Below are 23,790 nucleotides of genomic sequence, written 5' to 3' on the forward strand. Positions count from 1 at the left end.
TTGAATCGTTCCACCTCCAAGCGAAGTTCCTTTTAAGGCTTCGTTTAAGTGATGGCATTTTAGAATCGCAGTACTCCGAGTCGCTCGGAGTGCTGCAGGGAAAAACGCGGCCGCTTTTACCGGTTTCGTGCGAAACGAGAATGAGATTTTCAAGCTCCAAGCTGCCGCCGGTGTATGCCCACTTCATTTTGGTCAAAGGCCGTTGCGGCGGATACCCAATGCGCGAAGCGGTAGCCTCCATGAAAGCACACGTCATGCGCTGCTTGCGAAAAGCTAATATGTTCTCTGCATTAGCATAACGTTATTCGGCCACCCTTCGGGAAGCGCCTTTTATGGATAATTGACTTTTGTTGGGCAGATAGTCTTCAGAATTTCGGGTTCGGATGATAGTCCGTGGTAGCGCAATCATACACTTGATAATTATTTCAGTCGTTTCTGGGAAATTTACACTGGCTTATAGTTAAATGGCTCATCGACAGGTGCATTATCAGTCCCGAGGTGCTCAACAATGCGTAGACCTTTAAACGGCGTCGGGATGTGGGAAATAATTTTTGTGTTACCCATTGTCGAACAGAACATGATCGAGTTGGTCATGGACGGCGTGAAGGGGATCCGTTCGCTGTCCGAGGTTGCGATCAGAATCGTTGCGCCGTTCGGCCGGGAGACCTTTCGGTGCTCATCGCATTCGGAGGCTCTTGATGGTGTTGTTCTGGCGCACGTCGAAGGCCTCGACTGCGGAGTGGCCGGGTCGGATGCCGCCGCCAAACCTTTGCTTGCGGCATTGACATGTGCAGCGGCTATCGCCGAGCGACGCTGTCGACAAGTTCTCATTTTCGTTGGCCTTGAATTATGCGTCGAAAAACTGAGTGACTACAAGTTCTTGCTTGCGCGCCGCTTTGATCGGGCACCTATAATTGTGCTAACCGGTCAGTGCTTGACCTCAGCATCTTTGATCTCGACGGTCGTGAAAGGTGGGTGCTCGTTCAAGTGGACCGAAACAATCATGCCTTTCCCTGCAAGAGGAAGACGCATTGAACGCCGGGCGCGCCTAACCGCTAGAGCTGCGTTAGGTCTGTCGGAGACAGACTTCGCGGTCTTCATTCCGGACGACGGGATCGGTCAGCAAAAAGCCGGTCGAGCGTCACGGTTCGCACGTGCATTGTCGAAAGCACAGCACACACATGTTCTGGGCGATGTGACCGCGCTTCAGTCAAGACTTCCGTCGATGGTGCTACCGATACAGACAGAGGACAAAGTACGCCCTGATGTCAACCTTGCAGATGCGGCAGACATGATTGTCTGTTTCGGAAGCAGGTCCTTCAGCCTCGATATCTGGGCTGATGGGAGCGCCAAGGATTCTCTGGCGATAATAGACAAGCGTGGTGAGATGCTCAAGGCTCTCCCGGGGAGAGAAGCGTGCGACGCTGTTGACGACTTCATTGATGCAATTGATCTGTTGCCGTGCGACGCTGTTCGATCGGCCGAGAGCTTGCGAAGCGCATTAGTTGCACAGCTTCAGTTTCGAGCAAGCTTTTCTTTCGGGCAAAGCTTGTTTGCTGCCGTAACGCGCGCCATGAAAACACAGTTTTAGGGCAGCTAACGTGTCGGGCCCTCCTCCAGCGATGGACGCCGTATCCATGGCTATGAACCGCACCGGGAATCCCCCCTGCAAGGTTCAGTAGGTTGACGCTTCAATTCGCGTCCCTATGATGACTCTACCGGCCAACGGGTACCCAACGCACTCGTCGACGTCGGAATCCACCACCGCACGACCACCACACAGGAGAAATTGTGATGGCGAAAGAATTCAATGCGCCGGCGCAACAAGCGCTCGTTACCAGCTTCACCATTAAACCGGAAGATGTCACGGGTACACAGATCACGTACCGCTATGACACTATGCCGGGCAACCAGCCGAACGCATACGGCGATACGGTCTTCATTTGGCAGACGTCACAAGTCTTTATTCCGGTCGGTACCGCGCCGTACAACTCGCAAATCGTCCAGAGTAACCAGCCAAACGGTACCAGCGTATTTCAGGGACTCTCCGTGAGCAGCGAATCGTATTTGGTCGCGTTCGCAACCGGGAACTCGGTCAAGAATATTGTCGCCGCGGTGTTCGTGCCATCCACCGAGAGTCAACAGTCTCCATTCGATCCAGTGCAGGCTCCGTCCATCCTCGTGACCAACAAGGGCTCGACGTCGGTGTCGTTCTCTTACGCGACGCCTTCGGGGATGACGCCTCAAAACGACGGCGACTGGGTGGGATTGTGGCAAGGCCAGACTGAGGCAGTGCTTTACAGCATGCCGCCTACATGGTTCGTACAACTAGGAAGCAATAACAATCAGGGCAATTTCGGCATCAACCTGTCCAGCGGAAATATACAGCGGGGCGTCACGTACACCTTGGGTTATTTCAAGGGCGGCTATGCCCCGAGCAACCCGAAGCAGACCACGCTCGCGGCCAGCACGACCTTCACGGGTTAAACGCGTCACGGCATCTGGGGGCGAGCCGTCCGGTTGAGGACAGCGCTCCCCTCCGCTTCACCCGTGTTTGCTAAGCGTTCCAGCGCCACATTCAGCGGGACGCAGAACAAAATCGGATCATTCAGTGCGGGGCGATCTCATGAGCTTTTTCACGCAGTTTGAGGGATCGCGGCTCTATATCGCCTCGACCGTCGCCGGCGATGCAGGATGGCTTGCCTACCTGCTTCCCACGTCGTCGCCTGGTACCGATGGCGTCGACCTCGAACCGGCATTGAAGCAGTGGCCCGGTTCGTTCCTATTCGCCGTTACCGCACCGCCGCTTTCGAACATGCCGCTGCTCGACTCGTTCATCGGCGCAGTGGATCAGATCATCGCGCGTTCGCCAGCCGATCGGGGCTTCCTGTGGCTGATGAATCCGGTTGAGCCGTCGGCTTCAAGCACACCGCTAATGGGCATCGCATCGAACGGCGCGTACGTGTCGAATGCGCTACAGGCGCCTATCTTCGAGACGCTGTCGCTCAACGTTCGTGCCAGCGTCACGCTGCAACTCGATGGCGACACACTTCAACTCGGCACATCCAACGGAATTTTCTTTAGCGGCGCTTCGGCGCCCAGCGCCACTCAGACAAACCAGGTGCCGGCCGGCACACTGCCGTTATCCGGCGCGGCGCGCGGCTGCATTCGTTTTCCGCTCTTTTTGCAGCGTCAGTTTCTTCACGATGGTTGGGACTGGGGCTTCCAGTTTCAAATCCCGAATGATGACCCGGTGCGCAGCGCAATCGGCGAGTGGTTGCCATTTGCATTCGGTCATCTGCCCAACCCAGGTGACATGGTCGGTTTCGATGTGAGCTATGACCCGAGCGATCCTTGGAATGCGTGTGCGATCGCGGCGGACCGCAGCGTCCTTGTCTTCACCGGACAAAACCAGGACGGCAGCGCGACAGTGCTCGCATCATGCTATGCGACCACTTACGGCGAACTGCTGACGCTCGTTCCGGTCGCAGGTCCGTTGGACACGCAGCCCGATGCCGCGCGTTTTCTCTTCAATGCGGGCGCTCCCGACGACAAGGGCAATCACGATTTCCAACTTGCGCCGCAAGGTGACTTCGTGATTCATGCGCAAGGGCCGAGCGGCGATGGCACGTATGACCTGATTTGCGGTCTGCAGGGTACCGAGTTCATCGCGTTTCAGCCTTTCGTCGATGGCGGCTATGCTGGCGACCGGCTGCGGTTCACCGCGCGCTCGTCCGCCTATTCGCCGCGTTACCCATTCACGGAAGTGTCGCCGGTCAGCGCGCCCGTGGACGTGAACGCACCGCTTCTCGACGCGACTTATACGACGTCGTGGGGTACTGTGGTGCGCGCGCCCGGTGCGCCGGGCGCGGCCCCTTACGTCGCACAGCCGAAGGGCGCGGCGCTCTACGGCCGCGACATGCTGATCCACCCGCTCGGCCAGAAAACGCTCTTCGGGCCCATGACCCCTTCGGTGACGCTTGCGGCGGCTGCGTTTCCGGTCGTTCCGTACGCGGGATCGTCCGGAGGAAACGGCGTGACCGCGCTTACCGCCGACCAGATGGCGGACTTCGAACGCCAGGTGATTTCGCCCACGCGCCGCAACCGCATTGCCGACGCGGGCGCGGGCGTCGCCCCTTCGAAAGCCCATGCGCTGAAGCTTGCCGACATGGCCGTGGCCTCGCCATATAACACGACGACGCCGACGGGCCTGCTAATCACCGTCGACGCCACCGGGCAGTGGAACAATATCCTGCTCGGGCAAAACCTTTCGCCGTCGCTTCGGCAAATGAGCTTTTGCAACCCCGATGCCGAACTGCAGCGGGCTTTTGCGACCAGCGACCTGTTCCTTGTGGTGGCCAACGCCCAGCACCTGGGCGTCTTCTCCGCGGACGGCAGCGGCACATGCGGCGCGTCCGCGACCTTCGCGAACCGGATCAACGTCGGCGACTGGTCATTCGAAGCCGCGGTCGGGCAGAACAACCGGTACGACGACTATGCCGACGTGATGATCGTGAAGGGAAGGCGCGGCCCGTTGTGGGACCCGCAAGACCCGGCTGGCAGTCTCGTCGCGAGTCCGGACATGTGGACGCAAAAGGATGTCTTCGCCGCGCCGAGCGACCTTGTACCGAACCCCGCGCCGCCGCCCGACGAGATCGTCGGGGCGCCGAACGCGGACGAACTGACCGCGCTCTCATACTGGCTGCAGCGCTACTTTCAGGACGCGCTGGATCAGGCGGAGCCGGAATACTTTGCGAAGTTCAATGCAATCGCGAAAGACCCCGCGTGGACCGGCATCCTGTTTTTGCGGATGAAGATCAGCTCGATCCCCGACGACCTCGTGGGCATCGTCGCGGGCGTACAGGCGCCCGAGCTTTTCAGGGCGCACCACTTCGGCATTGAAATCAGCCCCGTGGCGAACGATTCGGCCGCACCGGATATCGAGCTCACCACGAGCAGTTCGATGTTCGGGCTGATCTACTACATGGACCCCGATTACATCGCGCCGCAGCTCGGTATCGATCCGCAGCCGGTGGCGCCGACACCGGGCATCGACTACCAGTTCCGCGTGCTGACGTTAAAGGCGCTGTTCGCGAACACGGCCGTGCAGCGCTTCGAGAGCGAAGCGCAACTCACGCTGAATAGTCTGTTCGATATGCCTGTGGTGCGGATGGGCGAGGGCGGCAACCCTTACGCGACGCTGGTATTGCAAGGCAGCTACCAGGACAACGGCGGCCGCGCGGTATACGGCCTCGGTACCACTGCGACGAGCACGTTCTACTTCGACAACAACCTGTTTACGAAAATCGAAGTCGATAGCGCGCAGATGTCCACGCGTGACAGCGGCGCGAACGGACAGATCGTGTCGTGGTTCGCGCTGTCCGGCTTTCTCGATTTCGCCGTCGTAGAGGCGAACGACGGCGGTGCATTCGACATCCTATCGTTCGGCAGCGACGCGGGGCAGGACCAGTTGCGCCACGGACTCGCGTACTCGAACCTCGGCGTGCAGATGACTTTCCCGGTGGCGGATCCGACGACGGTTGCGTTAGCGTTCTCCGCATCGGAAATGCGCTTCGACACGCAGACCAGCACACCACGCCCGGACAGCCTGTTCGTGAATTTCGCGCTCGGCTTGCAAGGACTCGTGCAAGGGACCGCGCAGACGTCGCCGGAAGCTAGCGGGTTCCTGAACGTGGTCACCGACGCCACGTTGAGCGGCGTCGACGGCGACCGATGGTACGGACTCGCTTATCAGCTGAATATGGGTACGCCCGGCAACCTCGCGGGAACGATCGGGCTGACTTCCGGCCTCGTGACCGCGTGGGCACCCGCGAGTCCGGATGCAGGACGTTACCGCGCGTCGCTGGGCATCCGGTTGCCGGGTACCGGCGGCGGCGCGAATCTGATCAGCCTGCAGAACGTGCTGCGGCTTTCGATCGGGCAGATGTGGCTCACCTACGATCCCGACAAGCGTTCGTTCCTGCTGATGCTCACCGAGATCGCGCTTAAGTTCCTCGGCTTGCTTAAGATTCCGCCGAGCGGCTCCACGCTTTTCTATCTGTTCGGCAATCCGCAAAGCGAGGGCAAGGCATCGGGGCTCGGGTGGTACGCGATGTACAACAATACGCCGGCTTCCCGCTCAAAGTCGGCCCGACTTCTGGGGAACACCCGTGTCAGGATTGAATGACCTCATCGAACGGCTCTCGAAGGCAACGGAGGACGTCCGGACCACCCATCTTGCCGAGCGCGTCACCCATGTCCGGGACTATCTCGATTCGCTTGGCGAGATACGCGTCTTTATCGCGAACAGCCGGAACTTCGGACATCAGTCGTCGTCGGTCAACATTTTGCGCAACCTCATTCGCATGGGCGCGCGCGGTCCTTATACGGTCGCGCTGTATGCGCTCGACTCTGACGAATACGCGAACCTCGTTGAAAAGGTCGAACTGCTGATTCCGCAATTCCAGCGGGTTAACGTCGCCTTCGATCTGGAAGCGGGAGGTCACACCGCGTCGGTCACCGTCGTCAGGCTGCAAAACGCGCTCACGCCCGCGTCGTTCGCGATCACTGGCGGCTTCGACAACGCTAGAACGCCGCCATACGACCTGTTAAGCGTGACGAACTACGTCCAGCTTCAGCCGTACGCATGGCATAGCGGGACCAATATGGTCCGGACCAAGCCGCCTGGGGGCAACGCGAACGAGTACAACCTCGATGAGCGTTATCCGGACATGCTTCTGGCGCGGCGTGCATTCTACCTCCCAGATCCCGTGGTGACCCAGTCGGACTGGGATGCGATTGCTCAAACCAAGTTTGCGCAACAGGCGCTGGTAATCAAACGCCTGCTGGAGCAACGGAAGGCAGGCGCAATCACGCTGTTCCCGGTCTACGGCGTCAAGACGAAAGGGAACGCCTCTTCGAATCTGTACAACTCCGTTACCAGCGCATTGGTCGCGCAGGACAGCCATCCCGCCATCACGAAGACGGTAATGGTTCAGATCACGGACCTCGATGATGACGAGTGGCAACAGTTCGGAAATTTGATCACGAACCCGGTCCCAAGCAGCCTCAATCCGCTTCGGTTCAGACCATCGGCTGATTTCCAGGCATGGCACAAGGAAGAAAAGGTCGGAAACCGGGTTATGACTTGCGGCAGCCCGAAGAGCGTCGCCACCCTCCCGGAGGTCAACGAAGAACTGAGGTATCTGGAGGACAATCAGGTGCTGGTGGTGTACATCGGCAGGCTTCCCGCGCCGCTTTTCAACGAACTCTATGCGAGGGCGACTTTGCCTCCGGTGCTGGAGGGCCAGAATACAGTCGAACTGATGCTCAATCTTGGCAAGCCTTACTTCAAGATCACGAGCAACAGGAGTGGCGAACCCGATGGGCGCTTCTTCAGCTACGCGACGCTGCCGCTCACATCCACCGACCCGGGCGCCGAAGCGAACGACTCGCTCGACGAGTCATTTAACGGCATCTATTTCGCTTACCCAGACAACTGGTATAAGGTACGCCCGACCTATCCGCCAGAAGCACTGCGAAATATGATCGCCGCGTATGTGCAGCCGGCCGGGAATCCCCGTGCGGCCTACTTCGACGCACAGCGCACGTTCTTCCATGACGAGCGGAACGACAAGCTGCTGCTTGGTCTGGACCTGTTCGTCAATTTCATCAAACCGGCGGCCCTGGATGAGCCCGAGCCCGAACTCGCGCTCGCGGCGCTGGACGATCCGGACATGCGTGCCTACGAATCGGGCGCCGCCGCGCAAATTCCGGCGCGAGGCCATCACCGCAGACCGCCTGCCCGATTCACGAACGGCGACTCGAACGGCGCAAGCGCGCTGCTGGAAGCGTTCTATCAGGATCTGACCAATCACACGGTCGACGGCGTGCTTGACTTCCTGGTGGCGGTCACCACTGGCATCTTGAACGAGATCTTCAAGCAGGTGGTGATAGACACCGTGTTCAAGATTACCAGCACAGTGATCGAGATCAACGCCGATAAAACTGAAGTCTCGCTGACGGGCGCCTCGACGGCGTTCGGCGCGGGCAACCTCGCGCTCGCGTTTTCCTTCACCGACAGCGGCGGGACGATCGCGGGCAACATGTCGGGCGCATTCACCGACGCGGTCTGGGCGTTTCCGGGCGCACAGTGGCTCACTGTCGGTCGCCCGGAACTCGCGCTCGCCATCGACAGCAATGCGGCCGTTCCCGTGATGGGAACGGTCGGCGCGACGTTTACGGCCGGCATCGCCGCGAAAGCCACGCTGACCCTGCCGTCGGAACCGGGCCGCCTGCTGCTGCAAGCGGAATTCCTCGCGCCACGGCCAAGCATCTCGAACATCTTTCAGATGCTCGGCGGCATCAATATCCAGACGCTTCTGCCGCCGCAAATCCAGCTCTTCAGTGATATCGAGGTGCAGAACCTGGGGCTGCGCTATAGCTACGCGACCGGCGTGATGGAGTACATCTCCGTCACACTCGGCACGCCCGAGAACCGAAGCTGGCAACTGGTGCCCGGTGTCACCGTGACCGGGCTCAGTTTCAGTGCGCTGACCAATTATCCGGGCGATCTGCAGCGGCGCAGCGCGCGCTATGTGATCGGAGGCAACTTTGACATCGCCGGCGGCAACGCACAGCTGCAAGCGCGCGTACCCGCGCTGCGCGTCACCGGCGGCCTGATCGACGGCAGCCCGCCGATCACGCTCGCCGCGATCGTCACCGAGTATCTGGGCGCGGATTTCGCCGCGGCCATTCCCGCGAGCGTGTCGAGCACCGCGATCGAGGCACTGGATTTCTCGGTCGATCAGGCCTTGGGCGCATATAGCTTCTCGATGGCTGTCGCCGCGCAGTGGCCGGTTCCATCAGCCGCCAACGCACTCTTTACGATCACCGGCCTGAACTTCTCGATCGACGCGATATCGCGCGATATCAATCCGCCTAAAGCGAACCCCGGCGGCAACAATAGCGGGAGCGGTGCGCAGACCGAAATTGAAGGGAGCTTCGGCGGTTCACTGATCCTTCTGCCGGACTCGACGAGCCCGGTGGGACTCACCACGACGGCCACGTACACGTCGGCGAACAAGGCGTGGACATTCAACGCGCGGCAGACCTCCGGAACGGTGAGTCTCACCGCGCTGCTTGCTTACTATCTGGGCGACGCCTGGCAGGCTCCCGCTGGGCAGGAGTATGGTATCGACGGGCTCGGGCTCGCGATGACGAGTTCTCCCGACGATTCGACATGGGTCTTCACGGGCAAGACGGCGAGCAACTGGGTGGTACCGTTCCTCGACGTTAGTCTCGCGGCGAGCCTGCGCATGGGCGACGCGGGAACCAAAGCCGAGCTACCCGGCCAGTTCGCCAGGCTCGATCTCGAAGTGATCTGGCAGAACATCGATCTGACGGTTTGGTTCGACTACAACCCGAAGGCAAAGAAATACGGTATTACATGGGGCGTGCTGGAAGGCTTCGTTACCGGGCCTGACGCGCAAACCCAGGACTGGGTTGCGACGCTCGGCTTCAAACAGAGCACGACGCTTGGGTCGATGATCGAGACGATGGTTTCATGGGCGACCGGTTCGAAGTTCGGTCTCGAGTCACCCTGGGACTTCCTGAATTCGATTCCGCTGTCGAATCTCGCGCTCAAATACACGTTCAATACGACCACGCCGAGCCGCAACAAGGTCAGCTTCGCCGTGGCGATCGGCCCAATCAATCTCGGCTTCGCGCGAATCGACAGTATCGACGTCGGGTATCAGTCGACCGGCGAGGATCGCGGCGTGATGGTGTCGCTCAACGGCTCGTTCTTCTGGCAGTCCGACCCGAGCGCGCCGCTCGCGTGGGATGCAAGCAAGCCGGGCACCGCGCCGGCGCCTCCAGGTAACGGCAACAAGTATCTGGACCTCCGGTTGCTGGCGATGGGCCAGCACATCACGCTGCCGTGCTTCGCAACCACCGATACGGTGCAGAAGGCCATTGCGTGCATGGCCACGCTGCCTGATCCGAAGCCCGGCCAGATTCCTGCGGTGGTTTTCGATCCACAGAGCGCGTGGCTGATCGGCACGGACTTTGGCGTGCTGAAGATCGACAGCGGGCACACCAGCGGTAACGCGAACGAGCTGCGCTTGACCGAAGACGGCGACGTGCTCGCCGCGGAATCGGCCGGCTATGTGCTGACGCTGCAGGCGGTGTTTAACGACCCGCATCTGTACGGGCTGCGGGTCGCGCTCGACGGATCGGCCGCCAAGGTCTTCAAGGGCCTCGACTTCCAGGTTATGTACCGCCAGGTGAGCGATACGGTCGGTGTGTACCAGGCTGAGATCACGTTGCCCGACCTGATGCGTCATCTGACGGTCGGCGCGTATTCGATCACACTGCCCGTGTTCGGCATTGCGATCTACACGAACGGCGACTTCCAGGTGGACATCGGCTTCCCGTGGAATGAAAATTTTTCGCGTTCGTTCACGATCGAGGCGATCATCCCGCCTGGCATTCCGGTGCTGGGCTCGGCCGGCTTTTACTTCGGCAAGCTCTCCAGCGCAAGCACGAATCGCGTGCCGGCGTCGTCGTACGGCACGTTCAATCCGGTGCTCGTATTCGGCTTTGGCATGCAGGTAGGCTTCGGCAAATCGATCCAGTACGGCATCCTGTCGGCTGGTTTCAGCGTGACCGTGGTCGGCATTCTCGAAGGCGTCCTCGCGAAGTGGAACCCGTATCAGCTGACCGACTCCGGACGCGAGCCGTCCACCCAGCTGCAGGGCGACTACTACTTCTGGCTGCGCGGCACGGTCGGCATCGTCGGCCGCGTGTATGGCAGCGTCGACTTCGCGATCGTGAAGGCGAACGTCGACATCACGGTGAAGCTGTTGCTGCAGCTCACGTATGAATCGTACGTGTCGATTACAATCACGGTGATCGCGTCTGTCGACGTGTCGGTCAGCGTGAAGATCAACCTCGGGTTGTTCAAGATCAGTATTTCGTTCTCTTTCTCGATGCGGCTGAAGGAGACCTTCTCGATCGACAACGCGGGCACCGCGCCCTGGCTCGGCAACGGCCAGAGCGCGCGCGGCGTGCTGCGCCTGCCGGTCGAGCGCCGGCTGTCCGGTTTCGCGCTCGCGCAAGCGCGCCTTTCCCTGCTCGTTGCCGCGCCGAACTGGAGCAATCTGCAGGCAGGCGGCGTGACGGACCTGCTGGGCTACCTGGTGCCGGGACTCACGGCCGCGCGCGACGAATGGATACCGAAAGGCGAACCGGCAAACCAGCTGCCGTGCTGGATCGCACTGTTGCTGATCGAGTCTGTGCCGCCGGCGGGACAGGACGCCGGCGCCAGCGCGCTCAAGGCGGCAGGCGAAGCGTCCGACAGTTCGTTCGAGGCGCTCGCGAAAATGGTGCTGCGTTGGGCCGTCGCGGCAGTTCAGGGACCAATGGCACCGGACGAGGTCGACCGATTCCCGGTTCCCGCGACGCGGCTCGATTGGCTCGCAGACGAGGTACTGGTCAGCACCGGCGACGATCCGACACCGATCCCGCTCGACGCGGTGCAGGCGTTCCTCGACGCGCAGTTCCGCTTCAATCTGCGTGTGCCGCCGACCGATCAGGACGCAACGGCCGATACCGCGTATTTCCCGGCGCCGCCGCAGCTGCGCATGACGATTCCGCCATACGGCAACGACCACCCGGGCGTGCAGTACGATCTCGGCAGCTATAACGCGCTCGGCGAAAACACGCTTATCGAACTGCGCGCGTGGTTCGATCAGCTGTCCGTGCAGGTGGAGCGCGAGCAGGCGGCCGAAAATCCGGTCGCGAGAGAGTTCGCCGCGGAAGCGCCGCTGTCGATGGCGGCATGGATGTTCTCCGACTACTTCCTGCTGCTCGCCCGGCAGATGGTCAAAGCGGCACAGGATGCGCTGCGCGACTTCAAATATGAACTTGACGCCAGCGAAACGCCCGATGATGTCGTGAACTGGGTGAACACGACCGGCCAGTTAAATGGGCTTTACACGTTGAACGACGTATTCGGCGCCAATACGCTGCATGCGCTGGTTGCTGGAAAAAACCTGACGATCGGCGTCACGATCGCGATCTCGCCCGACAAGACTGGTCAGACCTTTACTTCACTCGCATCGGCTTTCAATGACGCGCTGCCCGCGAGTGCGATCGCCGCGGCCAACGCGGCCGACGTCACGCTGCTGCAACCGGGCGCGACGATCACGTATGCCGGGTTCGATCCGTACACGACCGTCGCGGGCGACACGCTCGTCAGTATCGCCGCGCATTACCACGCGGAGTTCAACGACCTGCTAGCCAGCTCGGACGTGCTCGACGCGGCCGGCATGCTACGCATCGGCGCGACCGCGCTGATTCCGTTCACGGCATACACGACGCTTGCGACCGACACGTTCGCGTCCATCGCCGGGCTGCCTGTGTACGCCGGCGGCGGTTTCACAGCGGCGGCGCTGGCCACAGCGAACGCGGGCAGCAGCGTGCTGCTTGCCGGCGCGAAAATCGAGTATCCGGGCAAGAATGCATACACGGTGCAGCCGCGCGGCACGCTCGGCGATGTCGCGAACGCATTCGGCGTGAGCGTTGCCGATTTGCTCGCGAACAGCGCGGTGCTGACGCAAAACGGCTTGCTCGCGCCGGTTGCGTCGCTTGCCATACCGGCGTTCCGCTACACGACGCAGCAAGGCGACGATCTTGCGCAGGTTGCGGCGCACTTCGGCGTCGCGGTCTCGGTGCTGGCGGACCAACCTGCCAACGGGACCGTGGCCGGACTGTTCGACGCTAGCGACACGCTCGATTTGCCGCACCTGCCGCAATTCCCGGTAGGCGAACTGCTCGCGGAAGCGCAACGCTCGGGCATGCTGCAGCACCTGTCCGGCATGGCGAGCAGCTACACGATGCACGGGCTGCGGTTCCCGACGTCGGGCGCGACCGGCAACGGCGGAGAATGGTCGATCGTGCCGAATGCGATGGGGATGTGGGTGCGCGACGTGGACGGCACGCTGACGCTACCGCCGCAAGCCGGGCTCTACGCGCTGACCGGCCAGCAATTCCCGCTGCCCGCGCTGGGCGCGGATTCGTTCACGGCGACCTTCGATAGCGTGGCCGGTTCGACGTGGCTGCGCTTCGTGGACGGCAACGGCGGCCCGACTGACCATCTGACACTTTCCGTCACACCAGGGACGCCCGACGCGACGCGCATCGCGCAGGTCACTGCCGCGGCAAAGACGCGGCTCGATGTTCCGATGGACACGCTCGGTGCGGGCAAAATGTATGACGACGCGCTCGCGACCTATCCGTTTACCTCCGCGCTGCAGTGGCTGAGCGCCGACACCGTATCGCTGCCGTACGGCCAACCGCCGACCGGCGTGCAGTGGTTGCGCGTGTGGCAATTGCCCGGCGCGCTTGCCGCGCTCCCTGATCCGGCCACGCATGCGGTGAATCCGCGCTTCGCGCTGCAAGTGGCACGCTACGACGATGCGACGGGCGCGACCGAGACCGCGCGCGTCGACTCGTACGGATGGGCATCGACCATTGGCTTCACAGTGCGGCGTATCCCGCCGGTAGAGGGCAGTCCCGCATCCGTCGACACGTACGAGGTGGTCGGCGCCGGAGGCCCCGCGATCATAGTGCTCGAACAATTGCTAAACCAAGTGCAGGCCGACGATTCGGCCTACTACGGGCTGATGGTCGGTTACGCGCCCGATGGTTCGTCGGGCGGCGGCGAAGGCGTGCAAACCGGCGGCTCGGCGAGCGTCACATTCGGCATCGCGCAGGTGAACCTGTCGACGGAGACCCGTCCGCCAGCAAGCATGTCATTCATGGCATTGCGTGAAACGGCCGATGAAACTCCGCCGCTCACGCTCCTCAATGCGCCGTCGGAATTCATGCGGCTGCTGTGGGAAGCGAGCATCACGCGCTCCGGCGGCTTCTTCCTGTATTATTTCGACCGTGCCGCTGGAAGCGGGCTGCCCGATCGCATATTCAACGATCGCAACGAGGCGTCGCTGACGCTGATCGTACTGTACGCGAAGCCCGCGGCCGTCGACCAGCAGGATCGGGTGACGAGCTACATGAATGCGGTGGTGACGGCGGATGCGCTGGATACCGGAAACTCAGTGCTGTTCGCGGAGGCGGCGCCGGTTCCGGACACCGTCATGAGCGCCGGTCAGACACTCGCGTTGCTCGCGGCGCAATGGTATTCGGACGAGGCAGATATCGCGCAAGCCAATGCGGGCGTCGCGCTCCGCGCCGGCGTGCGCGTACGCGTGAGCGAAGGAGTCTATCAGGCGCCGCCGGGCGGCGTTGCTCTTTCGCAGGTCGCAAGCCGCTTCGGTACCACCGAGCAGGCGCTGAACGACGCCAATCCGCTGTGGGGCGGCCTGCCCAACCCGCTGCCGTTCCCGGCCGCGATCCGCGTGCCGGATCTGACGCTCACGGCCGACACCAATTCGCATACGGCGTCGCTTGCTGATATCGCGGGCTGGTACGGTGAGCCGGTCGACGCGCTGGCCGCACATAACGCACTGGTGCCCGGCCTGTTCGCAGACGGCGCACCGCTCGTTATTCCCGGCGGGCCGCGCGTGCGGTCGGCGGCGGTGCAGCCTGGTGTGCAGGCGCTTGCCGCGCTACGTCCGGCGCCACCGCAAGTGGACGGCGACTCGCCGGACTACGGAAAGGAACTGCTGCTGAACAACTTCAGCCTGCTGAACCAGCAGGTCTACGGCAACGTCGACTTCCGGCCGAGCGATCCGTCGGGGCTGCCTGCCGGGCCGACCACCGAGGCTCCCGAAGACAACGGTAACGGCAAGGTCCGGACGGTAATACCGGCGGATCAGATCGAGGAGTGGAATTTTAGTCAGGCGCTGCCGTATTCGCGCTTCGCGAAGCACGTGCCGCAAGCCGCTCAGGCAGCCGTTGCGCTACCGCCTGCAAGCGGCAGCCCCTATCTTGGCGTCGGCGGCATTCTGCAGGTTTCGTTTGCGTGGCAGGACTACTACGGCAACGTACTGTCCACGCCGCTGTCGGACCCGCAGGCCGGCGATGCGCCGCCCTACAACGACGCGCCGCTGCTCACCGGGTACACCGATCCGCTCGTGTCGCTGTCGCAATGGCCGTCGATCGCGTCGAACTGGCAGATGCTGCCCGGCAGCAGCGGCGCGAACCCGCGGCTGAGCATCGGCTTGAGCTTCGACCCGAGTCGCTATCAAGGCCTGTTGCAGGCCTCGGCGGCGACGCAGACAACCATCACCGTGGTGTTCACGGACGTGCTCGATGCCACGTCGGTCAGCGAACTCTCGCACTGGCAACTGGTGCCGGGAACCGTAGAATCCGCGTCGCTCGCCGCGGATGGCAAAACGGTCAGGCTGATGGTGCCGGCGCTCGACGACGGCATGCGCTACACCGTGATCGCCACTGAAATCAAGGCGCAAGCAAGCGATACACGCTACAGCGGGCAGGCATCGTTCGACTGGCCGGATAATCCGGCCACGCGCAGCAGCACCGTGCAGCAAAATGCATCGCAGGATCTACACGTCTACACGCAGCTGTACTACCAGCTCACCGACCCTGCCGGAGTGGATCTGTCCGCGCAGTCTTCGTTGCTCGCGGGCGAGGGCGGCGAAGCGGGAAGCGTCACGTATGCGTCGGCCGACGCCGCCGCGTTGATGGACTGGCTGTTCGGCACCGCCGGGTCGGACGCGAACGTCTACGCATTCGTGCTGGACCGCTCGATGTTCCAGACACTTGTGGTGCCGCCCACCGCCGCGTTGCCGCTTGACGTGGACGTTACGCCGCAGCAGGTCAACACGGCGCAGATATTCTCGCTGTGGACCTCGTTCACGATGACGCGCGCGCATGGCACGGTGCTGCCGGGACTGGAGACGGTCACCGGCATTCGCAGCGCGAGCACGCGCATCGCGCCGCTGCAGGACGCGGTCGGCACGACCGGCAGCACGCTTGGGCTCGTCACGTTCGCGACCGGCTTCGAAGCGGCGCTGTCGACGCCGGACAAAGTCCGGCTGAAGGTGGCGACCGGCGTCGATCGCACCGCGCCGCCCGACACGGGAATGGGTAGCACGATATGGGCAGTGCGCGTCGGCCTCACGGCCGGCGAGGCGATCTCGTATGAGATCGCCGATGCAGGCAGTCCGGCGGTGTTCGCGCCGCAGCCTGCGAGCAACCAGTTGATCAGTCGCACACAGGTGCCGCTTTACGACTACACGACCGGCAAGGGCATTGCGTCGACGCCGTCACGCACCACCGACTTCACGGACGTCGACCTCGACACGTGGTGCGCGCAGGTCTTCGCCGCCGTCGACGACGTGCTGACGCCGCAATTCACCGCACCGACGCAGATCGTCGGCGAACTGAAGTCCACCGACTACCTACAGGCGATTCTCGACGGCAAGAAGGGACTCGCGAAGATCGCGAAGTTGTGGATGGTGCCGGTTTTTGCGGGCGAAACCACCGACCCGTCCGCCGCGCGCGACGCATTCTACCAGCAGCTACTGGTGCGGCTGTCGGCCGCGTACACGACACGCGCCGCCGTGGAGTTCCACGCGAACGTCACCGCTGACGTGACCGAGCCCGCTGCGGATCAGCCGCCGCGGCTGTTTGGCCCGGTCGCGCGGATCGGGCCGGTGTTCGAGGCCGCCAGCATCGAAGGAGAAGCGCTGACCACTGTCTTCCTGCTGTTCAGCGACCCGATGGATCCGGTCACCGCTGGCGACACCGCGAACTACGCATTGAGCAGCGGCGTCGGCGTGCTGTCGGCAATCGTCACCAGCAGCACCGTGACGCTCGCGCTCGCGACGGACGTGCAGCCGGGACAGACGACGGTGACGGTAAGCAACCTGAAGGACGCAACGGGTCGCGCGATACGTCCGCCGCTCATGCGCACCGTCACCACGGGTTCGGCCAGCCTGCCCGCCAGCACGCTCGCGTTCAGTTCGCCGAAGCTCACCCTGCAGACGGGCGATGCGCGCGCGCTCACTTATCTCGTCAGCGCACCGGATTCGGTGCGTGGCGCAGGGGGCGAGATCGTGTCGTACGTCCAGCTGGATATGAACTACCGGGGCAGCCAGATCGAGCACCAGATTGGCTCGCTTCCTGGCATCGAGGATTATCAGGCGTCGGCCTGGCTTAGCTTTGTCGTGCCCGACACCGATGGGCCGCTTACGGCGGAGCTCGGAAATTTTGCCGTGCCGCTGGTGCTGCGCGCGTTCCCCGCCAGCCCTGCGATGACCGAGCAGAACGGCACGCCGACTTATGACCTCGACGCCGCGAGCCTGTCCCAGATCAAACAGTGGGACTACGCGTTCACTTACTCGCTGCCGTTCCACTACCCGCAGGACCGCATCTACGGCGAAGTCGAGTTCAATCTGCGCGCGGCACCGACGCTGTTCGCAAGTTTCCCCGATGCGTTCGCGCAACTCGCCGAGTTCATCACCGTGTTCCCGCAGGTGAATGCCGATTTGCAGACTATCCTCGCAGGCATCGATGCAACGGTGAACCCGGTGGCGGATGAACAGAAGATCAACAACGCATCGATCGCGTTGCAGTCGTTCATCCAGCTGGTCGATGAACTCGTCGATGCGGCGGGTGGAAACACGCAACGCAATGGCGCGCTCAGCGGCGGCGCGGGTCTGACGTTCCCGGCACCGGTGCGGCTCGTTACCGGCGACCCTCCGCTTACCTTCGCATTTTACGTGGAAGAGGGCTCCGCGCAGGTCGGCGATACCGAAGGCGCACTGGTCGTGACGCTAACCGGCACGGTCCCGCCGGGAATGGGCCAACCGGTCGTCGAGATCCATCCGGCGCGCTATGACGCGCAGCCATGGCAGCCGCCCGGCGACACGCAGGATAGTGGCGATGTGTTCCATTACGTGTACAAGCTCAAGGCGGGTCCTGGGCCGGACGGTTCGTATCTGACTGCTGCGGATGGGCAGACCATTCCCGGCCGCACGGTGCGGCTGCCTGCGCTCGACATCCTGCAGCGGCAGGACGCGTGGTCCACCGTCTGGGTGGAGCGCAATCGCGAACTGGTGCCGGGCAAGCCGTCGGCCGATCCGTTAGTCTACAGAACGCCGGATGTGCGCTTCGCGAGTCCGCTGTATCCAACCAACGATGCCGATGCGGTCGTCGATATATCGACGATCCCGTCTGGCAAGCCGGTGACGCGTTCGCTTCAGGCGCATTTCGACGCGGTGTTTGCCGACCTGCTCGCTGGCGATACGCAGCCGCAGATCGTCGTGCAGGTAGAAGTAAGCTACGGCTACGCGCTGAATGCGGCGCTCGATCAGATCGCGCTGCCGGTGCTGATGCAGGCGCCGCTGACAGTCGACGTCGACGGCGGCGGGGCGGGCACCGTTGCGGGCATGACTGCTGACTGGACGGCCGCGATCGAAACCTGGTTCTCCACGTACGAACCGGCGGGCGGCGGAACGCTCTGGATGGACCTGACGCTGATGTCGAACCTGACCGGCGAGCCAATGCCTTTGCTGCGGCTGCGGCGGTTGATGTTGCCCATCGCACAGGTGGTCCCGTCCTTGCCATGCCGCTAGCTCGCCGCGGTCGCGTCTTATGCGAGCTCGTCGCGGCGCAGCTGCTGTGGGCGCTGCTCGCCGGCGCCGTTGCGGCGGAGGCGCCCGCTCAGCCGGTGGCATCGGCGGTGTCGGTGTGCGCCGCGATCATCACGGGTTCTTCCGGTACAACCGTCGACGTCAGCTATGCCGGGTTGCCGGGCAACCAACCGAAGCTCTACGGAGACTTCGTCGCATTATGGGAAAACAGTGTTGTACCGTGGACGATCGCAGCTGCCGCACGGCTCGGCATTCCGACCGACGCCGAAATTGGAACGCTGGTACTGACCGGCGTGTCGGTCAGTACCACGCCGTATACGGTAGGCTATGCCGTCGGGCCAAAAGTCGACGACGTCTGCGCATCGGCGCTGCTTGCCGCGGACGGCTCGACGGGCGTCGTGGATGCCGTGACGCTTCAACTCGCGTCAATCGGCACCACATCGCTGACGTTCCGCTACCACACGTTATCGGGCTATCTGCCCGCGACTGCGGGCAACTGGGTGGGGTTGTGGCGAGGACGCGCGAGCCCTTACAACGCGCCCGCGCCAGTCGCGCGCGTGAACGTTGTGCACGACGTGACCGACGACAACGCCGTGATCCAGGGGGTGACGCTGTCGCCAGGCGAAATCTATACGGCGATATATTTCATGGGCGAATCGCTCACGACCGCAGCGGCACTGCTCAATTTCGTTGCGCCGGTGCGCTGACCATCTCATATAACATGCAGCGCGAATGCGTCGCACATTCGGGCCCCAACCCGCATGCACCCTCTGTGAAGCGGGCATGCTGCGTGCGGAACGTACCGGCATTGGTGCCGCTGCGTGATCGAGAAGGCCACGCTCGCAGCGGGCAACACTGCGTCGTTCAGCGTGCGAGAGGGTACATGGAATACGAATCAACCGTTGAGTCAAGTTCGCCGCGAAAAGTCAACGTGCTTGCGATAGTGGATACGGGTATCAGCCGTTTTCTTCCCCCCAGCCTGGACCTTTCTACTCCGGCCACCGTCAGTCCGGATTGTCTGTTTATGATCGGGCCACGTATGCAAAGTGACGCAGGTGACGTGCGGGTCCGGGCCCGAGTCGGGGACTTGCTTTCTTTGACAGGTACATCGATCGACCTAAATTCGAATAGTGCAGTGATCCTATACGGTGTTGGGTCCGCTACGGGAGAGCGGGTACTGTCGCGTTTCCGGCCGCGATTCGCGACAAGGACGCACGCGGTGCAAGCGAACCCCGATTCCGCCAACCATGATGGCTTGCCCGCACTCCACGTGAACGCCAGCTTCCAGAGCCTCGAATCGAAAATCCTCGCCTACGGAACCGAGCATATTCTTTTCGATTTCGCACTTTATACCTTATCGGAAAGCGGTCAGAAACATGTGCTTTTCAGTTATTGCAGATGTGGCGTGGCGATTACGGTCGATGAATAGCATTCGACAAACATAAAACTCAATCCGGATAATTTTATATGCGAAATAATGTTAAATACATATTTGGGCATTCATTTTAAATTAAATAAATTAACAACCTGTCCGATTGGCTAGGTACGCTTCCATGACGAACTGATTAAAAATGAGCGCCGGTGCTAATAATGCGCACCGGTATGCAAAACCAATCGTACTCCATGATATAGGGGACTATGACATGAGCAACGTGATTCTTAAGGCATCTTCGCAAACGATCGATATTATCACGGTTATTGACACGGAAAGCATAAAAAACTACTGGAATAAGAGTAACCCAAGTCGGACCCCGAGTACGCAGAAAGACATGCCAACTGCGCTTGATCACAGCAACAAATACATGATTTGTACTGGCTCTAGAGGAATTATCAGCGGCCAAGGTACCGGCGACTTGAGCTTTAAGGCGAATGTGGAAGACAGAGTTAAATTTGTGGGCACGTCCGTTTACAATAATTCGGACGATGCAGTGATCATTTACGATATCAAGAAATTTGACGGCATCGACGTATTCAATCAGTTCAACGCCAACGTGTACGAAAAGAAGGAGGCGGTCCAACCGGACCCGAATTCGAAAACACGCGACGGTCTGCCTGCTCTTCACGTGCCGACCCGGTTTTCGACGTTTGAATCCACGGTCCGGCAAAGCGGTAAAGAGGGCTTCGGCATAAGCTTTGCACTTTACACGCTCGCGGATAACGGACAACGGCAGGACCTTTACGGCTATTTCTGGTGGGACCCGACCATCACCGTTGCCTGACTCCCGGCAATTGCGGGATCACGCTTACCTTCAGAAAGGGTATTTTAGGGATCGACAGAACGGAAAGAGCATATAAGCGTGCTGGCTCCGCCCGGCATAATCTCCGTTCCGTTGATCCCCCAAAGGCCACATCCGGCCCACTTAAGTCGTCGAGCCTGAACAATTCGGAGAACCTCGCGTGGCGGAGCTTTGAGGCGGAAATGGTGTTGTGAGATTTGCAGGAACCTGGCACATTAACGCAAGAATCCTGCATTTTTCGACGAGGTGCAGATGGGTCCGAAGACGCCTGTGACGGAGGGAGATTTCTTCCGGCAACCGCTGCGCGAACAGATCAACCTGAAGCATCCGCTGGTACACCTGACTGACCTGATCAACTGGGAGCGGCTGGGCGCGTTGATGAGCGAGAGCTTCGTGTCGGGCAAAGGTCGACCGGCGAGCTCGCCGCGGCTGATTGCGGGGCTGCTGTATTTGCAGCACACATTCGATCTGTCCGACGAAGAGGTCGTCTGGCAATGGGTGGGGAACCCGTATTGGGTGCGCCGGGAGACCGGCAAGGTGTAGGTGGTGAGAGTCCACTACGATGAAGGCATAGCGAGCCGCATCGCCCCCGAGCCGTGCGCGGGCATCCGTGAGGAGGTCAGCGAAGCGTCGGCAGGGGAATGTGCAGGCCAGCCATGGAGCCACGAAATGGTTTATATCCCGGATGCCGACGCGCTCCAGTACGTGGAAGGCAATACGAGTGGGCGCGACATCGCGAGTGCCTGCCGATCCGGCGTGGTCGTAGAACCTGGCATGCACGCAAGCGCCTTGCACGGGAACCGGGAGATCTCACGTCTGACCTGGCGCAGTAGCCGTCCTGGTCAGGTCCGCATCGGGAAGGCGAGGAGCCGAAGCCGATGATGCACGGACGTGAGAAGTCAGACTCCGCCGTAGTAGCGAAGAAGCCTGCGAACAAGGTCGGGAAACCGGCGGCGGAGTGGGTGGAGCCAAGGGCGGGGACCGAGGGGAACGCGAACCAGAATCACACGTGCCGGGCACAGAACCGGGGAAGCGTGTCACAGGGACTGGATCGCGTACGGCAGTTGGCGAGACAGCATAAGAAGATGCGTTTTACGACGTTGCTGCACCACGTCACGGTCGAGCGACTGAGTGCTGCGTTCTATGCGCTCAAACGCAAAGCGGCACCGGGAGTTGACGGCGTGACGTGGCAAAGCTATGAAGCGGGACTGGAGAGCAATCTCCGGGATCTGCACAGGCGGGTTCATACAGGGAGCTACCGTGCCCTGCCAGTACTGCGGCGTTATATACCCAAGGGCGACGGAGGCCTCAGGCCGTTGGGTATAGCTGCGCTGGAGGACAAGCTTATGCAGAGCGTAATGGTTGATGTTCTGAACGCCATTTATGAGGAAGACTTCCTCGGTTTCTCGTACGGATTTCGCCCGGGTCGTAACCAGCATGATGCGCTCGACGCATTGGCTGCCGCGATTCAGTGGCGACCGGTGAACTGGATTCTGGACGCCGACATCCGAAGCTTTTTCGATACCGTCAACAGGCAATGATTGATCCGTTTCGTGAAGCATCGGGTGGCGGACCAGCGCGTCATTCGCCTGATCGGTAAATGGCTCGACGCAGGGGTACTGGACGATGGCCTGCTAACGTCGGTACAGGCCGGTACTCCCCAGGGTTCAGTGATCTCCCCATTACTCGCCAATATCTATCTGCACTATGTCTTTGATTTGTGGATAGAGCGATGGCGGCGTCAGCGGGCTCGTGGCACGGTGATTGTGTCGCGGTACGCGGACGATACGGTAGTGGGTTTTCAGTACGAAGCCGATGCGTTGCTGCTGATGACGGATTTGCGGCAACGCATGGAGGAATTCGACCTCACGCTGCACCCGGAGAAGACCCGTCTGCTGGAGTTTGGTCGGTACGCAGCTGAGCGGCGAAGGCGTAAGGGCATGAAGAAGCCGGAGACGTTTGCCTATCTGGGTTTCACCCACATAAGTGGCAAGTCACGCAACGGCTCCTTCCAGCTCAAACGCAAGAGCCGCAAGGACCGGCTTCGCGCGAAGCTCAAGCAGGTTAAAGAGCAGATGCGCTTGCGTATGCACGAGCCGATAGCCTCACAAGGGCGCTGGCTGGCGCAGATCGTTCGGGGCTACTTTGCGTACCATGCAGTTCCGACCAATATCCGGACGCTACATGCGTTCAGGCACGGCATCATGAAGATCTGGCGGCGGACGCTTCGGCGACGCAGTCAGAAAGACGGGATGACGTGGCAGCGTATGCAGCGTCTCGCAGACGAGTGGCTCCCCCAACCGCAGATTCTTCATGCGTGGCCGGATCGCCGATTTGCCGTCAATCACCCGAGGTGGGAGCCGAATGCCTGAATTGGGCACGTTCGGATCTAAGCGGGGGGTGTTGGGTAACTGGTATTCCTACCGCAATCAGGTGTTCACCGGTGAGACCTATTTGCAGACCGAACCGCCGATTGACCCGTCGAGCCTGACGCGATGGCGCAAGCGACTGGGCGAAGCCGGCGTTGAAGAGTTGCTGGCCGAGACGATCGAAGCAGCGAAACGTGCCGGCGTGATCAAGGCTTCGAGCGTGAAGCGGGTGATCGTCGACACAACGGTAATGGAAAAAGCGATCGCCCATCCAACCGATTCACGCCTGCTCGAGCGGTGTCGCGAACACCTGGTGAAGGCGGCCGCGCGGCACGGCCTGAAGCTGCGGCAGAACTACAACCGGGAGGCGCCGCGTCTGGGGCTGCAGATTGGCCGCTACGCTCACGCGAAGCAGTACAAACGCATGAGGAAAGCACTGCGCACGCAGCGTTCACGCGTTGGACGGGTGATGCGCGATGTGGAGCGACAGGTCGCCCAGGTGTCAGACCCAGGCCGTGCAGCATTATTGAGTTTTACCAAATTCATGACAACCGATTCTCTGTTGGTGCGTTATACGGTCATCACGTTGAAGGGAGACTC

At 61.4% G+C, this 23,790-nt stretch carries 7 protein-coding genes and 3 pseudogenes; all 10 read left to right on the forward strand.

The genetic code is table 11. The features are described from left to right. The first annotated feature begins 577 nt into the window (after positions 1 to 577). Positions 578 to 1,591 carry a hypothetical protein gene (locus QYH69_RS31395; RefSeq protein WP_308835566.1) on the forward strand — a complete coding sequence of 338 codons (1,014 nt, stop codon included), beginning with the start codon at positions 578 to 580 and terminating at the stop codon, positions 1,589 to 1,591. 203 nt (positions 1,592 to 1,794) lie between these two features. Then, positions 1,795 to 2,487: a hypothetical protein gene (locus QYH69_RS31400; protein ID WP_308835567.1), complete on the forward strand. Its 693-nt coding sequence runs from the start codon at positions 1,795 to 1,797 to the stop codon at positions 2,485 to 2,487. A 139-nt stretch (positions 2,488 to 2,626) separates the two neighbouring features. Beyond that, positions 2,627 to 6,187, forward strand: coding sequence for a hypothetical protein (locus QYH69_RS31405; RefSeq protein ID WP_308835568.1), 3,561 nt, complete (start codon positions 2,627 to 2,629; stop codon positions 6,185 to 6,187). Then, on the forward strand, positions 6,171 to 18,566 hold the full coding sequence (locus QYH69_RS31410; RefSeq protein ID WP_308835569.1) for an Ig-like domain-containing protein: 12,396 nt from the start codon (positions 6,171 to 6,173) through the stop codon (positions 18,564 to 18,566). Before QYH69_RS31405 ends, QYH69_RS31410 begins: the two co-directional genes overlap by 17 nt. Beyond that, positions 18,557 to 19,291 carry a hypothetical protein gene (locus QYH69_RS31415; RefSeq protein ID WP_308835570.1) on the forward strand — a complete coding sequence of 245 codons (735 nt, stop codon included), beginning with the start codon at positions 18,557 to 18,559 and terminating at the stop codon, positions 19,289 to 19,291. The genes QYH69_RS31410 and QYH69_RS31415 overlap by 10 nt, the downstream gene beginning before the upstream one ends. 176 nt (positions 19,292 to 19,467) lie before the next feature. Then, on the forward strand, positions 19,468 to 20,013 hold the full coding sequence (locus QYH69_RS31420; RefSeq protein WP_308835571.1) for an AidA/PixA family protein: 546 nt from the start codon (positions 19,468 to 19,470) through the stop codon (positions 20,011 to 20,013). 214 nt (positions 20,014 to 20,227) lie between these two features. After that, complete coding sequence (locus tag QYH69_RS31425) at positions 20,228 to 20,803, forward strand: inclusion body family protein (RefSeq protein ID WP_308835572.1); 576 nt, start codon at positions 20,228 to 20,230, stop codon at positions 20,801 to 20,803. A gap of 270 nt (positions 20,804 to 21,073) precedes the next feature. Further along, positions 21,074 to 21,337 (forward strand): annotated as a pseudogene (locus QYH69_RS31430) (transposase); the annotation flags it as partial. A gap of 365 nt (positions 21,338 to 21,702) precedes the next feature. Beyond that, positions 21,703 to 23,193, forward strand: a pseudogene (gene ltrA / locus QYH69_RS31435) (group II intron reverse transcriptase/maturase). A gap of 58 nt (positions 23,194 to 23,251) precedes the next feature. Further along, positions 23,252 to 23,790, forward strand: a pseudogene (locus QYH69_RS31440) (IS5/IS1182 family transposase); the annotation flags it as partial.

Source organism: Paraburkholderia sp. SARCC-3016 (assembly GCF_031119615.1).
Lineage (GTDB): Bacteria > Pseudomonadota > Gammaproteobacteria > Burkholderiales > Burkholderiaceae > Paraburkholderia.